Source organism: Streptomyces kronopolitis, from assembly GCF_050953795.1.
In the GTDB taxonomy this organism is placed as follows: Bacteria; Actinomycetota; Actinomycetes; order Streptomycetales; family Streptomycetaceae; genus Streptomyces; species Streptomyces kronopolitis_A.
Genome location: NZ_CP191850.1, coordinates 5,614,192 through 5,628,335, shown reverse-complemented (window position 1 = coordinate 5,628,335; position 14,144 = coordinate 5,614,192). Strand labels below are relative to the sequence as shown.

Sequence of the window (14,144 nt, the reverse complement as noted above, 5' to 3'; positions counted from 1 at the left end):
GACCGCGGGTCAGGAGGAGGCGCCGCCGTCGGCGAGGTAGCGCTCGACGGTCGCCACCTTCGAGGTCAGTCCGTCGGTGACCCCGGGGCGGATGTCCGCCTTGAGCACCAGCGAGACCCGGCCGGAGCGGGCCTCGACGGCCGCGACGGCGCGCTTGACGACGTCCATGACCTCGTCCCATTCGCCCTCCAAGGAGGTGAACATGGCGTCCGTGCGGTGCGGCAAGCCCGATTCGCGGACGACCCGGACCGCGTCGGCGACGTACTCGCCGACGTCCTCACCGACGCCCAGCGGGCTCACGGAGAAGGCGACGATCATGCGTTCAGCACGCCTTCCTTGCGTGCGCGGGCGGCGATCACGCCGGCCTCCTCCTCGCGCTTGAGGACGCGGTCCCCGTAGAGGCCGCCGAACGGCACGATCGCCAGCAGGAAGAAGAAGGCGACGCGCTTGGCGGGCCACTTGGTGCGGTTCCACACGTCCAGCAGCAGCACCACGTACGTGATGAACAGCAGTCCGTGGATCATGCCGAGCGGCATCACCAGGGAGTCGTAGCCGAAGGCCAGGCGGAACCCGGTGCCGAAGATCAGCAGCGCCGGGAAGGAGATCGCCTCCGGGACGGAGGCCAGGCGCAGTCGGTGCAGGGCGGCAGCGGTCTTGATGTCCACGGGAACCTCGTTCGGGTGGCAGAGGGGCGATCGGCGCGGAGCGCCGTCTTCCGGGGGTGGAGGTCGGGCGACGGGCGGGCGGTCGGCGCGGAGCGCCGTCTTCGGGGGGTGGAGGTCGGGTGACGGGCGGGCTTGTGCAAGAGTTCACAAGCTTCGCCCCATTGTTACAGCCGCTCCGGCGATCACTGCGCCGGGGTGCGGTGACCGCCGTACCGGGGCGCCGCGGCCGGCGCCACCCCGACGCGCGCCGCCCGGAGATCAGGGCGAAGTCAGGGCCGGAGGCCCTGCCGCGCGCGGCCGGGGCCGACTACGGTCTGACGCGTGGCTCAGTTTCGGCTCCAGGGGAGCAAGGTGCTCGCCGTCGACATGACGGGCGACGCCGTCAAGGCGAAAAACGGTGTGATGGTCGCGTACGACGGCCAGATGTCGTTCAAGAAGATGACCGGCGGCGGCGAGGGCCTGCGCGGCATGGTCACCCGGCGGCTCACGGGGGAGCAGATGGAGGTGATGGAGGTGAAGGGCCACGGCACCTGCTACTTCGCCGACCGCGCCAGCGAGATCAACCTCGTCCAACTGCGGGGCGAGAAGCTGTACGTCGAGGCCGGCAATCTGCTGTGCACGGATGCCGCGCTGCGGACCGGCACGACCTTCACCGGCCTGCGCGGCGCCTCCCAGGGGCACGGCCTGTTCACCACCACCGTCGAGGGCAGCGGCCAGGCGGCGATCGTCTCCGACGGCCCCGCGGTGGTGCTGCGGGTCACCAAGCAGTCCCCGCTCCAGGTCGATCCGGGCGCCTATGTCGCGCACACCGGCGAGCTGCGGCAGCACTTCCAGTCCGGGGTCAATTTCCGCACCGTCCTCGGGGAGGGCTCCGGCGAGGCCTTCCAGATCCGCTTCGAGGGCGAGGGCCTGGTCTACGTCCAGCCCAGCGAGCGCAACACCGTGGGCGGTGAGGTCTGATGCCGTTCACGGTGCTCAACTCCCGCATGGTGGAGGCCCGGATCGGTCCGGGCCAGCGGCTGTACAGCCAGCGCGGCGCGATGCTCGCCTACCGCGGCGAGGTCGCCTTCACCCCCGACATCCAGGGCGGCCGCGGCGGCGTCGGCTCGATGATCGGCCGCCGCATCGCCGGCGAGGCCACCCCCCTGATGACCGTCGAGGTCCCCCAAGGCCTCAATGGCCAGGGAGGTGCCCCCATCGCCACGGTCATGTTCGGCCACGGCGGCCATCACGTCCATGTCGTCGACCTGACCGGCGAGACGCTCTACGTCGAGGCCGACCGGCTGCTGGCCTTCGACGGCTCCCTCCAGCAGGGCACGATGTTCATGGGCTCGCAGGGCGGGGTGATGGGCATGGTGCGCGGCCAGGTCACCGGCCAGGGCCTGTTCACCACGACCCTCAAGGGCGTCGGCTCGGTGGCGGTGATGGCGCACGGCGGCGTCATCGAGCTGCCGATCAGCCCCCAGCGCCCGGTCCATGTCGATCCCCAGGCCTATGTCGCCCACCGCGGCGAGGTCCGCAACAAACTGTCCACGGCGCTCGGCTGGCGGGACATGGTCGGCCGCGGCTCCGGCGAGGCCTTCCAGCTGGAGCTGTCGGGCCAGGGCACCGTCTACGTCCAGGCGTCGGAGGAAAAGCTGTGACCGGTCCCGTCATCCACGACGTCTCCTCGCTGCCCGTCGACGACAACGTCAACGCCTACGCCTTCAGCGTCGATCTGAACGGCCAGTGGTTCCTGCAGAAGGGGAAGATGATCGCCTACTACGGGCAGATCGACTTCCACGGCATAGGGCACGGCCGGCTGGACCGCCTGATCGCCGGCAGTTTCCATTCGCCACTGCACGCCGCGGACTGGGTCGTCGCCGAGGGCCGCGGGAAAATGCTGCTGGCGGACCGTGCGTTCGATGTGAATTCCTTCGACCTGGAGGACGGCAATCTGACGATTCGCTCGGGCAACCTGCTCGCGTTTCAGCCATCTCTGTCGCTGAAGCAGTCCATCATCCCGGGCTTTCTCACCCTCATCGGTACGGGCAAGTTCGTGGCCGCGTCCAACGGTCCGGTGGTCTTCATGGAGCCGCCGATCCGGGTGGATCCGCAGGCGCTGGTCGGCTGGGCGGACTGCCCGTCCCCGTGCCATCACTACGACCATCAGTACCTGCGGGGATTCCTGGGCGGGCTGCGGGCCCACACCGGGATCGGCGGGGCGTCCGGCGAGGAGCACCAATTCGAGTTCGTCGGCGCGGGCACGGTGCTGCTGCAGTCCACGGAGCAGCTGATGCCGGAGCTGGCAACCGGGGCGGTACCCACCGAAGCGGGCGTTCCGGGCGGGGGCGGACACGTCCCGCAAAGTGGCTCACAACTGCCCCAGTTGCCCGGCAACCTCGGGAGCCTCCAGCGCCGCTTCGGGCTGTGAGCGGTAGTCTGCGGACGGTGACCTCGAACGTCTGACCCACGCCCGGCCCCCGCCGGCCGACGTCACCACCCCCACCCATTTAATTCAGTATTCAACATTTACGGGTAGAATTCCTCCATGACGACCGACAGCGACACCCCCTGGCTGACCGACCAGGAGCAGCGTGCCTGGCGCACTCATCTGGACGTCAGCAGACTGCTGATGCACCAACTCGAGCGCGACCTGCAGCCGTTCGGCCTGACGAACAACGACTACGAGATCCTGGTCAACCTCTCCGAGGCCGAGGACCACCGGCTCCGGATGAGCGACCTGGCCACCAGCACCCTGCAGTCCAAGAGCCGGCTCTCCCACCAGATCACCCGGATGGAGAACGCCGGACTGGTGCGCCGCGAGAGCTGCGAGTCGGACCGCCGCGGGCTGTACGCCGTGCTCACCGAGGAGGGCTGGGACACCATGCGCCGGGTCGCCCCGCACCACGTCGCCTCGGTCCGCAAGCATTTCATCGACCTGTTCCCGGCCGAGGACCTCCAGGCGTTCCGCGCCTCCCTCACCCCCGTGGCCGAACACCTCCGCAAGGAACGCGGCGGCCTCTGACCGGCCCGCCTCGGCCCCGGGCGGGCCGGGGCGCCGGCCGGCGGGCGGCCTCAGCCGGCCGCCGGCAGCCGCAGTTCGAAGACCGACCCCGTGCGCACGGCCAGCGAGCCGCCGTGCCGCACCGCGACGTCCCGCGCGATGGCCAGCCCCAGCCCCGCCCCGCCGTCGTCCCGGGCCCGGGCGTCGTCCAGCCGGACGAACCGCTCGAAGATCCGCTCCCGCTCGTCCGGCGGCACCCCGGGCCCGTCGTCCTCGACCCGCAGCGCCAGCCACTCCCCCTCGCGCACCACGGACACCCGCACCCACTCGGCTGCATGCCGCTGCGCGTTGTCCAGCAGATTCCCCAGCACCCGCGCCAACTGACCGCGCGAGCCGGCCACTTCCCCGCCGGCCAGCTCCCCGATCCGCACCGGCACCCGGTCCGCCAGGCGCTGCGAGGTCTCCTCGCGCACCATCGCCGCCAGCTCGACCCGGGTGTCCGAGGGCCGCTCCCCCGCGTCCAGCCGGGCCAGCAACAGCAGATCGGCCGCCAGCCGCTGCAGCCGCACGGTGTCGGCCACCGCACCCGGCACGTCGAGCAGTTCCGGATGGGCCACCGCCACCTCCAGCTGGGTGCGCAGAGACGCGATCGGGCTGCGCAGCTCGTGCGAGGCGTCGGCGACGAACCGCCGCTGCCGCTCCACGGACAGCTCCAGCGCCGCCAGCGTCTCGTTCGTCGTACGCGCCAGCCGGCCGACCTCGTCCTGCGAGGACGGCACCGGCACCCGCCGGCTGAGGTCCGTGCTCGCCGTGATCGCGGCCATCTCCCCGCGGATCCCCTCCACCGGCCGCAGCGCCCGCCGGGTCACCAGCCAGGTCACCCCGGCCACCACCACGAGCAGCAGCGGCAGCCCGATCAGCATGGCGTCGCGCACCGAGGCGACCGCGTCCTCCTCCGGTGCCAGCGCCGCCCCGGCCCGCACCGTCACCGACGTCCCGCGGCTGTCCTTGGCCTCGACCGACGCGAACCGGTAGTCGGCCACCTTCCCCCCGACATCGGCGCTCCCGTTCCGGAGGCCGACGTCGTCATCGATCTCACCGGGCCCGAGCCGGCGCCCGCCGTCGCCGTCGTCATCGCCGTCGTCGTCGTGCTCCGCCGACCGGGAGTCTCCCGCCGTCTTCCCCTTGCCGACGGGCTTGCCGTCGAGGGCGCGCACGTCCTCGCCGGCGGCCAGCACCCGCCCGTCCTTGTCGGTGACCACCACCGGAGCCTCGTCACCGTCCGGCAGGTCCAGCTTGTCGTACGCCGTCCCCGTCGCGATCTGCCCGGCCACCTTCGCGCCCTGGACCTGGGCCTGGAGCCCCGCCTGGCTCTGCAGATGGCCGCGCAGCACCAGCAGCACCGCCACCCCCGTGGCGATCAGCGCCAGGGCCACCACCACGGTCGCGCCCACCGCCGCCTTGGCCCGTACGGATCCCAGCGCCTTACGCATCGGCCACCAGCCGGTATCCGGCGCCGCGCACCGTCAGGATGTGTCCGGCGCCGAGCTTGCGCCGCAGCGCACTCACGTACACCTCGATGATGTTGACATCGCCTTCATAGGCGAAGTCCCAGACATGCTCCAGGATCTCCGCCTTGGAGACCACCTCACCGGCCCGCAGCGCCAGCTGCTCCAGCACGGCGAACTCCTTCGTGGTCAGCACCACCTCGGCCCCGTCCCGCTCGACCCGCCGGGCTCCCTGGTCCACGGCCAGCGCGCCCACCCGCAGCACCGGTTCGGCGTCCCGGCCGCGGCGGCGCAGCAGCGCCTTGACCCGCGCCACCAGCACGACGTACGAGAACGGCTTGGTCAGGTAGTCGTCGGCCCCGGTGTCCAGCCCCTCGGCCTCGTCGTACTCACCGTCCTTGGCGGTCAGCATCAGCACCGGCATCTCGTGGCCGGCCGCCCGCAGCGCCGCGCACACCCGGTAGCCGTTCATCCCCGGCAGCATGATGTCGAGCACGACCAGGTCGTAGCCGCCCTCACCGGCCTGCCGCAGCCCCTCCAGGCCGTCGTGCACCACGTCGACCGCGTACCCCTCGGCCATCAGGCCCTTGGCCAGCGACAGCGCCAGCCGCTTCTCGTCCTCGACGATCAGGAGCCGGAAGGGGCGGCGTGCGGCGCCGGGATGGGGGTGGCGCGATACGTGCGGGTGCATGCGCCCACCCTGCCATCCGGAACCTGAAGGCCCCTTCAGGCTGCTTCAGCTCCCCTTCAGCTTCGATCCGCCACGGTATGGGCACAGTCGATCGCAAGGGGAGAAACCACATGAAGCGCCACCTGATCATCGCCACCGCCGCCGCGGCCGCCCTCGTCGCGGGCGGCACGGTGACCGCCGTCGCGGCCGGCGGCGACAGCGGCTCCGGCGCCGCGTCGTCCGCGGCGCAGCCGACCGCCCGCCAGGCGGGGGCGTCCGGCCCGGGCACCGACCGGGCGCAGGACGGCCGCTCGGACATCGACGCGACGGACGACGACGGCGACGACGGCCGCGAGGACCTCCGCGAGGCGAAGGGCGCCAAGGTGTCCGCACCGGACGCCGTGGCCGCCGCCCTCAAGGCCGTCCCCGGCACCGTGACCGCCCTCGACCTGGACTCGGAGCGCTCCGGCCCGGTCTGGGAGGCGGACGTGCTGAGCAAGGACGGAAAGCAGCACGAGATCACCCTCGACGCCGGCACCGCGCGGGTGCTGAACCAGCACACCGACCGCGGGGACGACGACGACCGCGCCCGGGAGCGCGCCGCCCTCAAGGACGCCCGGACCACCGCGGCCGAGGCCGCCCGGACCGCGGCCACCGACAAGGGGGACCGCACGGTCACCTCCGTCGAGCTGGACGACGACCACGGCGCGAAGGCCGTCTGGGAGGTCGGGACGGTCACGAAGGACGGCACCGAGCGCACGCTGCTGGTCGACCCGCAGTCGGGCAAGGCGAGCGCGGCGCCGCAGGACTCCGATGACGACGACAACGACGGCTCGGACGACTGACACGCCGGTCCGGCCCCGGCCGCGACACGGTCCTGCGAAGGCCCGGCCCCCGTCCACCGCACGGTGGGCGGGGGCCGGGCCTTCCTCGCATGACCGCGGTACGCGCCGCCGGACGCCGGGGCGCCTCACCTACGCACGAGGCGGCGCGGGCCACAGGGTGCATCGGCCCGTGGCTCAGTCGCCGTTCGTCAGCCCGTCCACCAGCTCGTCCGCCGCCCGGTAGGGGTCCGTCCCGCCCGTGACGATGCGCTCGGCCAGCGCGTCCAGCCGCCGGTCCCCCCGCAGGTCGCCGATCCGCTCGCGCAGGGCCGTGACGGCGATCGTCTCGACCTCGTGGGCCGCGCGGGAGCGGCGCCGCTCGGCCAGCACGCCGCGCTCCTCCATCCAGGCCCGGTGCTTCTCCAGCGCCTCGACGACCTCGTCCACGCCCTCGCCGCGCGCCGCGACGGTCTTGACGATCGGCGGCCGCCAGTCGCCGGGGGTCCGGGACTCGCCCAGCCCCAGCATGTGGTTGAGCTCGCGGGCGGTGGCGTCGGCGCCGTCCCGGTCGGCCTTGTTGACCACGTAGACGTCGCCGATCTCCAGGATTCCCGCCTTGGCCGCCTGGATCCCGTCGCCCATGCCCGGCGCGAGCAGCACCACGCTGGTATCGGCCTGCGAGGCGATCTCCACCTCGGACTGGCCGACGCCGACCGTCTCGACGAGGACCACGTCGCAGCCCGCCGCGTCCAGCACCCGGATGGCCTGCGGCGCGGCCCAGGCGAGCCCGCCGAGATGGCCGCGGGTGGCCATCGAGCGGATGTAGACGCCGGGGTCGGAGGCGTGCTCGCTCATCCGCACCCGGTCGCCGAGCAGCGCGCCCCCGGAGAACGGCGAGGACGGGTCGACGGCGAGCACGCCGACCCGCTTGCCGGTCTTGCGGTAGGCCGTCACCAGCGCGGAGGTGGTGGTCGACTTCCCGACGCCCGGGGAGCCGGTCAGCCCGACCACGTAGGCGTTGCCGGTGAGCGGCGCCAGGGCCGCCATCACCTCGCGCAGCTCCGGCGACGCCCCCTCCACGAGGGAGATCAGCCGGGCCACGGCCCGCGGCCGGCCCTGCCGTGCCTGCTCCACCAGCTGGGGAACGTCCACCATCGCCGCTCGGCTCCTTCGGCTCACTCGTAGCGCATCGGCCGCCCGTACGCCGGTGCGTACGGGCTCTCGGTTACTTACCCGGAACGCGGATGATCAGCGCGTCGCCCTGACCGCCGCCCCCGCACAGCGCGGCGGCACCCACGCCACCGCCCCGCCGGCGCAGTTCCAGCGCGAGATGCAGCACGATCCGGGCGCCGGACATCCCGATCGGGTGACCCAGCGCGATCGCGCCGCCATTGACATTCACCTTTTCCGGCGACACCCCGAGGTCCTTCACCGACTGCACGGCGACCGCCGCGAACGCCTCGTTGATCTCGATCAGGTCAAGATCGCCGACGGCCAGGCCGTCCTTCTTCAGGGCGTGATTGATGGCGTTGGAGGGCTGGGACTGGAGGGAGTTGTCGGGGCCGGCGACGTTGCCGTGGGCGCCGATCTCCGCGATCCACTCCAGGCCGAGTTCCTCGGCCTTGGCCTTGCTCATCACCACGACCGCGGCGGCGCCGTCGGAGATCTGCGAGGAGCTGCCGGCCGTGATCGTGCCGTCCTTGGCGAAGGCCGGACGCAGCTTGCCCAGGGACTCGGCGGTGGTCTCGCCGCGGATGCCCTCGTCCTTGCTGAAGACGACCGGCTCGCCCTTGCGCTGCGGGATCTCCACGGGGGTGATCTCGGCCTCGAAGAGCCCGTTCTTCTGGGCCGCTGCGGCCCGCTGGTGGGAGCGCGCGGCGATCTCGTCCTGCTCCGCCCGGGCGATGCCCAGACGGGTGTTGTGCTTCTCGGTCGACTCGCCCATCGCGATGTTCTCGAAGGCGTCCGTCAGACCGTCGTGCGCCATCGCGTCGAGCATCTCGACGGCGCCGTACTTGTAGCCCTCGCGGGACTTCGGGAGCAGGTGCGGGGCGTTGGTCATGGACTCCTGGCCGCCCGCGACGACGACGTCGAATTCACCGGCGCGGATGAGCTGGTCGGCCAGCGCGATCGCGTCGAGGCCGGAGAGGCAGACCTTGTTGATGGTCAGGGCGGGGACGTTCATCGGGATCCCGGCCTTGACGGCGGCCTGACGTGCCGGGATCTGCCCCGCCCCGGCCTGCAGGACCTGGCCCATGATCACGTACTGCACCTGGTCGCCGCCGATGCCCGCCCGGTCCAGCGCCGCCTTGATGGCGACACCGCCCAGATCCGCGCCGGAGAAGGTCCGCAGGGATCCCAGGAGCCGGCCCATGGGGGTGCGCGCTCCCGCCACGATCACTGAGGTGCTGCCGTTGGTGCCGTTCGTTGCAGACATGCGGTGCGGCCTTCCTTTGCAGGGAAGTTAACGAGGGTTCCCGTCAATGTACTGAGCGGTACGCGCCGGGTCACCGGCAAGCAGGTGTGATCGCGCGCACGTTGCGTAACCAGCCATGAGAGGGGTGCACTGGAGCCATGCTGACGCGAATCGACCACATCGGGATCGCCTGTTTCGACCTCGACAAGACTGTCGAGTTCTACCGTGCCACGTACGGCTTCGAGGTGTTCCACTCCGAGGTCAACGAGGAGCAGGGCGTCCGGGAGGCCATGCTCAAGATCAATGAGACCTCGGACGGCGGAGCCTCCTACCTCCAGCTTCTGGAGCCCACCCGCGAGGACTCCGCGGTGGGCAAGTGGCTTGCCAAGAACGGCGAGGGCGTGCACCACATCGCCTTCGGCACCGCGGACGTCGACGGCGACTCCGAGGCCATCCGCGGCAAGGGTGTGCGGGTCCTCTACGACGAGCCCAGGACGGGTTCGATGGGGTCGCGGATCACCTTCCTGCACCCCAAGGACTGCCATGGGGTTCTCACCGAACTTGTCACCGCGGTGCCCCCTGCCGCGGCGGACCACTGACCTTTGCCTTCCCCGGCCGGTAGAGTGCAGCTTCGGCCGGGGTAAGGGAGTGGGGCTCGGTCCATACCCTGCCGATGATCTGACACCATTTCTTCGGAAGGGTCAGCTCCGAGGGGTGCGAGTCCGTACGACGTGACGTGTACGGGGCGAGCACTGCAGTATCCGGAGACGGCCGCCACCATGACCAGGGGACGGATGGGACCGCGCAGTGCGGGGCAACGACCGCTACGAGGCTGACGACCACCTCTCGCAGTTCGAGGCCGAGATGGAGCGGCTGAAGAGCGAGCGGGACAAGGCCGTTCAGCACGCCGACGACCTCGGCTACCAGGTCGAGGTGCTGCGCGCCAAGCTCCATGAGGCGCGCCGCAACCTCGCGACCCGCCCTGCCTACGACAACGTCAGCCATCAGGCCGAACAACTGCTGCGCAATGCGCAGATCCAGGCCGATCAGCTGCGTTCGGACGCCGAGCGGGAGGTCCGCGAGGCGCGGGCACAGACCCAGCGGCTGCTGCAGGAGCAGTCCGAGCGGCAGTCCCGGCTGGAGGCCGAGCTGCACGCCGAGGCGGTCACCCGCCGCCAGCGGCTCGACGAGGAGCTCAACGAGCGCCGCCAGACCGTCGAGTCACACGTCAACGAGAACGTCGCCTGGGCCGAACAGCTGCGCGCCCGCACGGAGTCTCAGGCCCGCCGGCTGATGGAGGAGTCCCGGGCGGAGGCCGAGCAGGCGCTGACGGCCGCCCGCGCCGAGGCCCAGCGGCTGGCCGAACGCGCCCGTGAGCGGCTCGGCTCCGAGGCGGAGCAGGCCCGCGGCGAGGCGGAAGCCCTCCTGCGCCGGGCGCGCACCGACGCCGAGCGGCTGCTGAACGCCGCGTCCAGCCAGGCCCAGGAGGCCACCGACCAGGCCGAACAGCTGCGCACCAGCGTCGGCAGCGAGTCGGAGGAGGCCCGCCGGCAGGCCGCGGAGCTGACCCGTACCGCCGAGGCCCGCATCCAGGAGGCCGACACGGCGCTGCGCGAGGCGCGCGCCGAGGCGGAGAAGCTCGTCGAAGAGGCGCAGCAGGCCGCCTCCAAGCGGCTGTCGGCGGTCGAGTCGGACAACGAGCAGCGCACCCGCACCGCCAAGACGGAGATCGCCCGGCTGGTCGGGGAGGCCACCAAGGAGGCCGAGGCGCTCAAGGCCGAGGCCGAGCAGCTGCGCACCGACGCCCGCACGGAGTCCGAACGGCTGCTCGCCGAGGCCCAGGAGTCCGCCCGGTCCCAGGCCGCCGAGGACTCCGCCGCACAGCTGGCGAAGGCCGCGCGCACCGCCGAGGAGGTGTTGACCAAGGCGTCGGAGGACGCCAAGGCCACCACCAAGGCCGCCGCCGAGGAGGCCGAACGGCTGCGCCACGAGGCCGAGTCCGAGGCGGACCGGCTGCGCGAGGAGGCGCACGACACCGTCGCGCAGCTCAAGGGCGCGGCGAAGGACGACACCAAGGAGTACCGCGCCAAGACCGTCGAACTCCAGGAGGAGGCGCGGCGGCTGCGCGGCGAGGCCGAGCAGCTGCGGGCGGACGCGGTCGCCGAGGGCGAGCGGATCCGCAGCGAGGCCCGCCGCGAGGCGGTCCAGCAGATCGAGGAGGCGGCCGGGTCCGCCGAGGAGCTGCTGGGCAAGGCCAAGAACGATGCCGAGGAGACCCGTTCGGGCGCCGTCGCGGAGAGCGAGCGGGTGCGGACGGAGGCCATCGAACGCGCCACGTCGCTGCGCCGGCAGGCCGAGGAGGCCCTGGAGCGGGCCCGCTCGGAGGCCGAGGAGCTGCTCACCGAGGGCGCCCAGGCCGCCGAGATGGTCACCACCGAGGCGGAGGAGTCCGCCGCCCGGCTGCGCGCCGAGGCCGAGGAGGCCGCGCAGGAACGGCGGGCCGAGGCGCAGGCCGAGCTGGACCGGCTGCGCACCGAGGCGGAGGAGAAGGTCACCGCCGCCGAGCAGCGGCTGCGCGACGCCCGCGCCGAGGCGGAGGGGCTGCGCCGCGAGACCCAGGAGGAGGCGGCCCGCCTCAAGGCGGAGTCGGCCGAGCGGCGCCGGACGCTGGAGCAGCAGGCCGAGGAGGAGACCGAGCGGCTGCGCGCCGAGGCCGCCGCCGACGTCTCCGCGGCACGGGACGAGGCCGAGGCGGTGGCCGTACGGCTGCGCGCCGAGGCGGCGGCCGAGGCCGAGCGGCTGAAGGCGGAGGCGCAGGAGACCGCGGACCGGGTGCGCGCGGAGGCGGCGACCGCCGCGGAGCGCACGGGCACGGAGGCGGCGCAGGCACTGGCCGCGGCCCAGGAGGAGGCCGCGCGGCGGCGCCGGGAGGCCGAGCAGCAGCTGGGCGAGGCCCGCGAGGAGGCCCACCAGGAGCGCACCGCGGCGCGCGAGCAGAGCGAGGAGCTGCTGGCGGCGGCCCGTACCCGGGTCGGCGAGGCCCAGGAGGAGGCCGAGCGGCTGGTCGAGGACGCCGACCGGCGGGCCGGCGAGCTGATGGCGGCGGCCGAGCAGACCGCCCAGCAGGTGCGGGACTCCGTCGCGGGGCTGCACGAGCAGGCCGGTGAGGAGATCGCCGGGCTGCGTTCGGCGGCCGAGCACGCCGCGGAGCGCACCACCGCCGAGGCGCAGGACGAGGCGGACCGGCTCCGCAAGGAGGCCTACGAGGAGCGCGAGCGCGCCTCCGAGGAGGCCGTCCGGGTGCGCCAGGAGGCGCAGGAGGCGCGGGACGACGCGAAGTCCCTCGCCGAACGGGCGGTCTCCGAGGCCATCGAGGAGGCCGAGGGGCTGCGCGCCGAGGCGGCCGCGGGGCTCGACGAGGCACGCCGGGAAGCCAGCACGCTGCGCACCGAGGCCGCCGAGCAGGCCGACCGGCTGGTGTCGGAGGCGAACGCGCAGGCCGAGAAGCTGGTCGGCGACGCCACCGCGAAGGCACAGCAGCTGCGCACCGACGCCTCGGACGCGCTGGCGTCGGGCGAGCAGGACGCGGCCCGGGCCCGTGCGGAGGCGCGCGACGACGCGAACCGGATGCGCGCGGACGCCGCGGAGCAGGCCGACCGGCTGATCACCGAGGCCCGCACGGAGGCCGAACGGATCGTCACCGAGGCCACCGAGCTGACGTCTTCGGCGCAGGGCGACGCCGACCGGATCGTCCAGGAGGCCCAGCAGGCCGCCGACCGGATGCGCACGGAGGGCGAGCAGCAGGCCCAGGCACTGGTCGCGGAGGCGACCGGGATGGCCGAGCGGCTGCGCGCCGAAGCGGCCGAGGCGCTGGAGAGCGCCCGGGTGGACGCGGAGCGCACCGGCGACCAGGCGCGCGAGGCGGCGAACAAGACCCGCTCGGACGCCGCCGAGCAGGCCGACCAGCTGATGACGGAGGCCGCGACCGAGGCCGAGCGGCTCCGTACGGAGGCCGCGGAGACGACCGCGGACGCCGAGCGGGACGCGGACCGCACCCGGGCCGACGCCCGGGAGCAGGCGGACCGGATGCACGCGACGGCCACCGCGGAGGCCGACCGGCTGCGGACGGACGCGGCCGAGACGGTCACCGCCGCGCAGGAGCACGCCAACCGCACCCGCAACGAGTCCGCGAAGGTCAAGGAGGACGCGCAGGCCGCGGCCGAGCGGACCCGCACCGAGGCCCAGCAGGAGGCGGACCGGCTGCTCGACGAGGCGCGCAAGGACGCGGCCCAGCGCCGCGGGGACGCCGCCGAGCAGGCCGACCAGCTCGTCGCGCGGGCCCAGGAGGAGGCGCTCAAGGCGGCCACCGCCGCCGAGGAGCAGGCCGACACGATGGTGGGGGCGGCCCGCAAGGAAGCCGAGCGGGTCCTCGCGGAGGCGGCCTCCGACGGCAACGAGCGGGTGGAGAAGGCCCGCACGGACGCGAACACCCTGCTGGAGGAGGCCCGCCGCGACGCCACCGGCATCCGCGAGCGCGCCGAGGAACTGCGCCAGCGGATCGAGTCCGAGGTCGAGGAGCTGCACGAGCGGGCCCGCCGGGAGTCGGCGGAGACGATGAAGAACGCCGGCGAACGCGTCGACAAGCTCATCGCGCAGGCCACCGCCCAGCAGGTGGAGGCCGAGGAGAAGGCCGACCGGATGGTCGCGGACGCCAACAGCGAGGCGAGCAAGGTCCGGATCTCGGCGGTGAAGAAGGCCGAGGGCCTGATCAAGGAGGCCGAGAACAAGAAGGCCGAGGCGGTGCGCGACGCGGAGGCACGGCGCCGCGAGGCCGAGGAGGAGGCCGCCCGCATCGTGGACGAGGGCAAGCGGGAGCTGGAGGTCCTGGTGCGCCGGCGCGAGGACATCAACGCCGAGATCTCCCGCGTCCAGGACGTGCTGGAGGCGCTGGAGTCGTTCGAGACGCCGGGCGGCAACGGGGAGGGCAAGGGCGGGGGTGTGAAGGCGGCCGCCGGAGCGGGGGCAACTCGTTCGAGTGGCAAGCAGTCTGAAGGGTAGCCACTCAAATGAGGGGA

13 protein-coding genes are annotated in these 14,144 nt (G+C 73.0%); 7 read left to right on the top strand and 6 right to left on the bottom strand.

Going from position 1 to position 14,144, the window contains the following annotated elements; genetic code table 11:
• Nucleotides 1-9: 9 nt before the first annotated feature.
• Together ACQP17_RS25080 and ACQP17_RS25075 are read right to left on the bottom strand one after the other, a co-directional pair.
• Entirely contained in the window at nt 10-318 is a 309-nt protein-coding gene (locus ACQP17_RS25080) for an MTH1187 family thiamine-binding protein (RefSeq protein ID WP_433858292.1), read from the bottom strand.
• Nucleotides 315-665 (bottom strand): DUF3817 domain-containing protein, encoded by a 351-nt coding sequence (locus ACQP17_RS25075; RefSeq protein WP_364877487.1) that lies wholly within the window; start codon nt 663-665, stop codon nt 315-317. Before ACQP17_RS25075 ends, ACQP17_RS25080 begins: the two co-directional genes overlap by 4 nt.
• A gap of 321 nt (nt 666-986) precedes the next feature.
• Here ACQP17_RS25075 and ACQP17_RS25070 point away from each other — a divergent pair, with 321 nt between their 5' ends.
• The 4 genes from ACQP17_RS25070 to ACQP17_RS25055 all read left to right on the top strand — a co-directional run bounded on the left by ACQP17_RS25070 (nt 987) and on the right by ACQP17_RS25055 (nt 3,672).
• Nucleotides 987-1,625, top strand: a complete 639-nt coding sequence (locus ACQP17_RS25070) for an AIM24 family protein (RefSeq protein WP_433858291.1) — start codon at nt 987-989, stop codon at nt 1,623-1,625.
• A complete protein-coding gene (locus ACQP17_RS25065; protein WP_433858290.1) occupies nt 1,625-2,308 on the top strand; it encodes an AIM24 family protein in 684 nt (227 codons plus the stop codon). Before ACQP17_RS25070 ends, ACQP17_RS25065 begins: the two co-directional genes overlap by 1 nt.
• Complete coding sequence (locus ACQP17_RS25060) at nt 2,305-3,078, top strand: AIM24 family protein (protein ID WP_364877481.1); 774 nt, start codon at nt 2,305-2,307, stop codon at nt 3,076-3,078. Before ACQP17_RS25065 ends, ACQP17_RS25060 begins: the two co-directional genes overlap by 4 nt.
• A 117-nt stretch (nt 3,079-3,195) precedes the next feature.
• Complete coding sequence (locus ACQP17_RS25055; RefSeq protein WP_189098901.1) at nt 3,196-3,672, top strand: MarR family winged helix-turn-helix transcriptional regulator; 477 nt, start codon at nt 3,196-3,198, stop codon at nt 3,670-3,672.
• Between the two features lie 50 nt (nt 3,673-3,722).
• On the opposite strand, the gene ACQP17_RS25050 is transcribed toward ACQP17_RS25055, so the two are convergent.
• Nucleotides 3,723-5,144, bottom strand: a complete 1,422-nt coding sequence (locus ACQP17_RS25050; RefSeq protein WP_433858289.1) for an ATP-binding protein — start codon at nt 5,142-5,144, stop codon at nt 3,723-3,725.
• Nucleotides 5,137-5,850: a response regulator transcription factor gene (locus tag ACQP17_RS25045; protein ID WP_433858288.1), complete on the bottom strand. Its 714-nt coding sequence runs from the start codon at nt 5,848-5,850 to the stop codon at nt 5,137-5,139. Before ACQP17_RS25045 ends, ACQP17_RS25050 begins: the two co-directional genes overlap by 8 nt.
• Before the next feature lie 110 nt (nt 5,851-5,960).
• Between ACQP17_RS25045 and ACQP17_RS25040 the strand changes: the two genes are divergently transcribed.
• On the top strand, nt 5,961-6,674 hold the full coding sequence (locus ACQP17_RS25040; protein WP_433858287.1) for a PepSY domain-containing protein: 714 nt from the start codon (nt 5,961-5,963) through the stop codon (nt 6,672-6,674).
• A 174-nt stretch (nt 6,675-6,848) separates the two neighbouring features.
• On the opposite strand, the gene meaB is transcribed toward ACQP17_RS25040, so the two are convergent.
• Both meaB and ACQP17_RS25030 read right to left on the bottom strand, forming a co-directional pair.
• Nucleotides 6,849-7,808 carry a methylmalonyl Co-A mutase-associated GTPase MeaB gene (meaB, locus tag ACQP17_RS25035; RefSeq protein WP_433858286.1) on the bottom strand — a complete coding sequence of 320 codons (960 nt, stop codon included), beginning with the start codon at nt 7,806-7,808 and terminating at the stop codon, nt 6,849-6,851.
• Nucleotides 7,809-7,878: 70 nt separating this feature from the next.
• Nucleotides 7,879-9,054, bottom strand: coding sequence for an acetyl-CoA C-acetyltransferase (locus ACQP17_RS25030; protein ID WP_364877708.1), 1,176 nt, complete (start codon nt 9,052-9,054; stop codon nt 7,879-7,881).
• A 173-nt stretch (nt 9,055-9,227) separates the two neighbouring features.
• Here ACQP17_RS25030 and mce point away from each other — a divergent pair, with 173 nt between their 5' ends.
• Nucleotides 9,228-9,668, top strand: a complete 441-nt coding sequence (mce, locus tag ACQP17_RS25025) for a methylmalonyl-CoA epimerase (protein WP_433858285.1) — start codon at nt 9,228-9,230, stop codon at nt 9,666-9,668.
• A gap of 208 nt (nt 9,669-9,876) precedes the next feature.
• A complete protein-coding gene (scy, locus tag ACQP17_RS25020; RefSeq protein WP_433858284.1) occupies nt 9,877-14,127 on the top strand; it encodes a polarized growth protein Scy in 4,251 nt (1,416 codons plus the stop codon).
• Nucleotides 14,128-14,144: the final 17 nt, after the last annotated feature.

Bases quoted from the DNA above. Each gene is read 5' to 3' on its own strand.
- ACQP17_RS25040 (WP_433858287.1), top strand. From the start codon at position 5,961: ATGAAGCGCCACCTGATCATCGCCACCGCCGCCGCGGCCGCCCTCGTC.
- ACQP17_RS25080 (WP_433858292.1), bottom strand. From the start codon at position 318: ATGATCGTCGCCTTCTCCGTGAGCCCGCTGGGCGTCGGTGAGGACGTC.
- meaB (WP_433858286.1), bottom strand. From the start codon at position 7,808: ATGGTGGACGTTCCCCAGCTGGTGGAGCAGGCACGGCAGGGCCGGCCG.
- mce (WP_433858285.1), top strand. From the start codon at position 9,228: ATGCTGACGCGAATCGACCACATCGGGATCGCCTGTTTCGACCTCGAC.
- ACQP17_RS25050 (WP_433858289.1), bottom strand. From the start codon at position 5,144: ATGCGTAAGGCGCTGGGATCCGTACGGGCCAAGGCGGCGGTGGGCGCG.
- ACQP17_RS25055 (WP_189098901.1), top strand. From the start codon at position 3,196: ATGACGACCGACAGCGACACCCCCTGGCTGACCGACCAGGAGCAGCGT.
- ACQP17_RS25045 (WP_433858288.1), bottom strand. From the start codon at position 5,850: ATGCACCCGCACGTATCGCGCCACCCCCATCCCGGCGCCGCACGCCGC.
- ACQP17_RS25065 (WP_433858290.1), top strand. From the start codon at position 1,625: ATGCCGTTCACGGTGCTCAACTCCCGCATGGTGGAGGCCCGGATCGGT.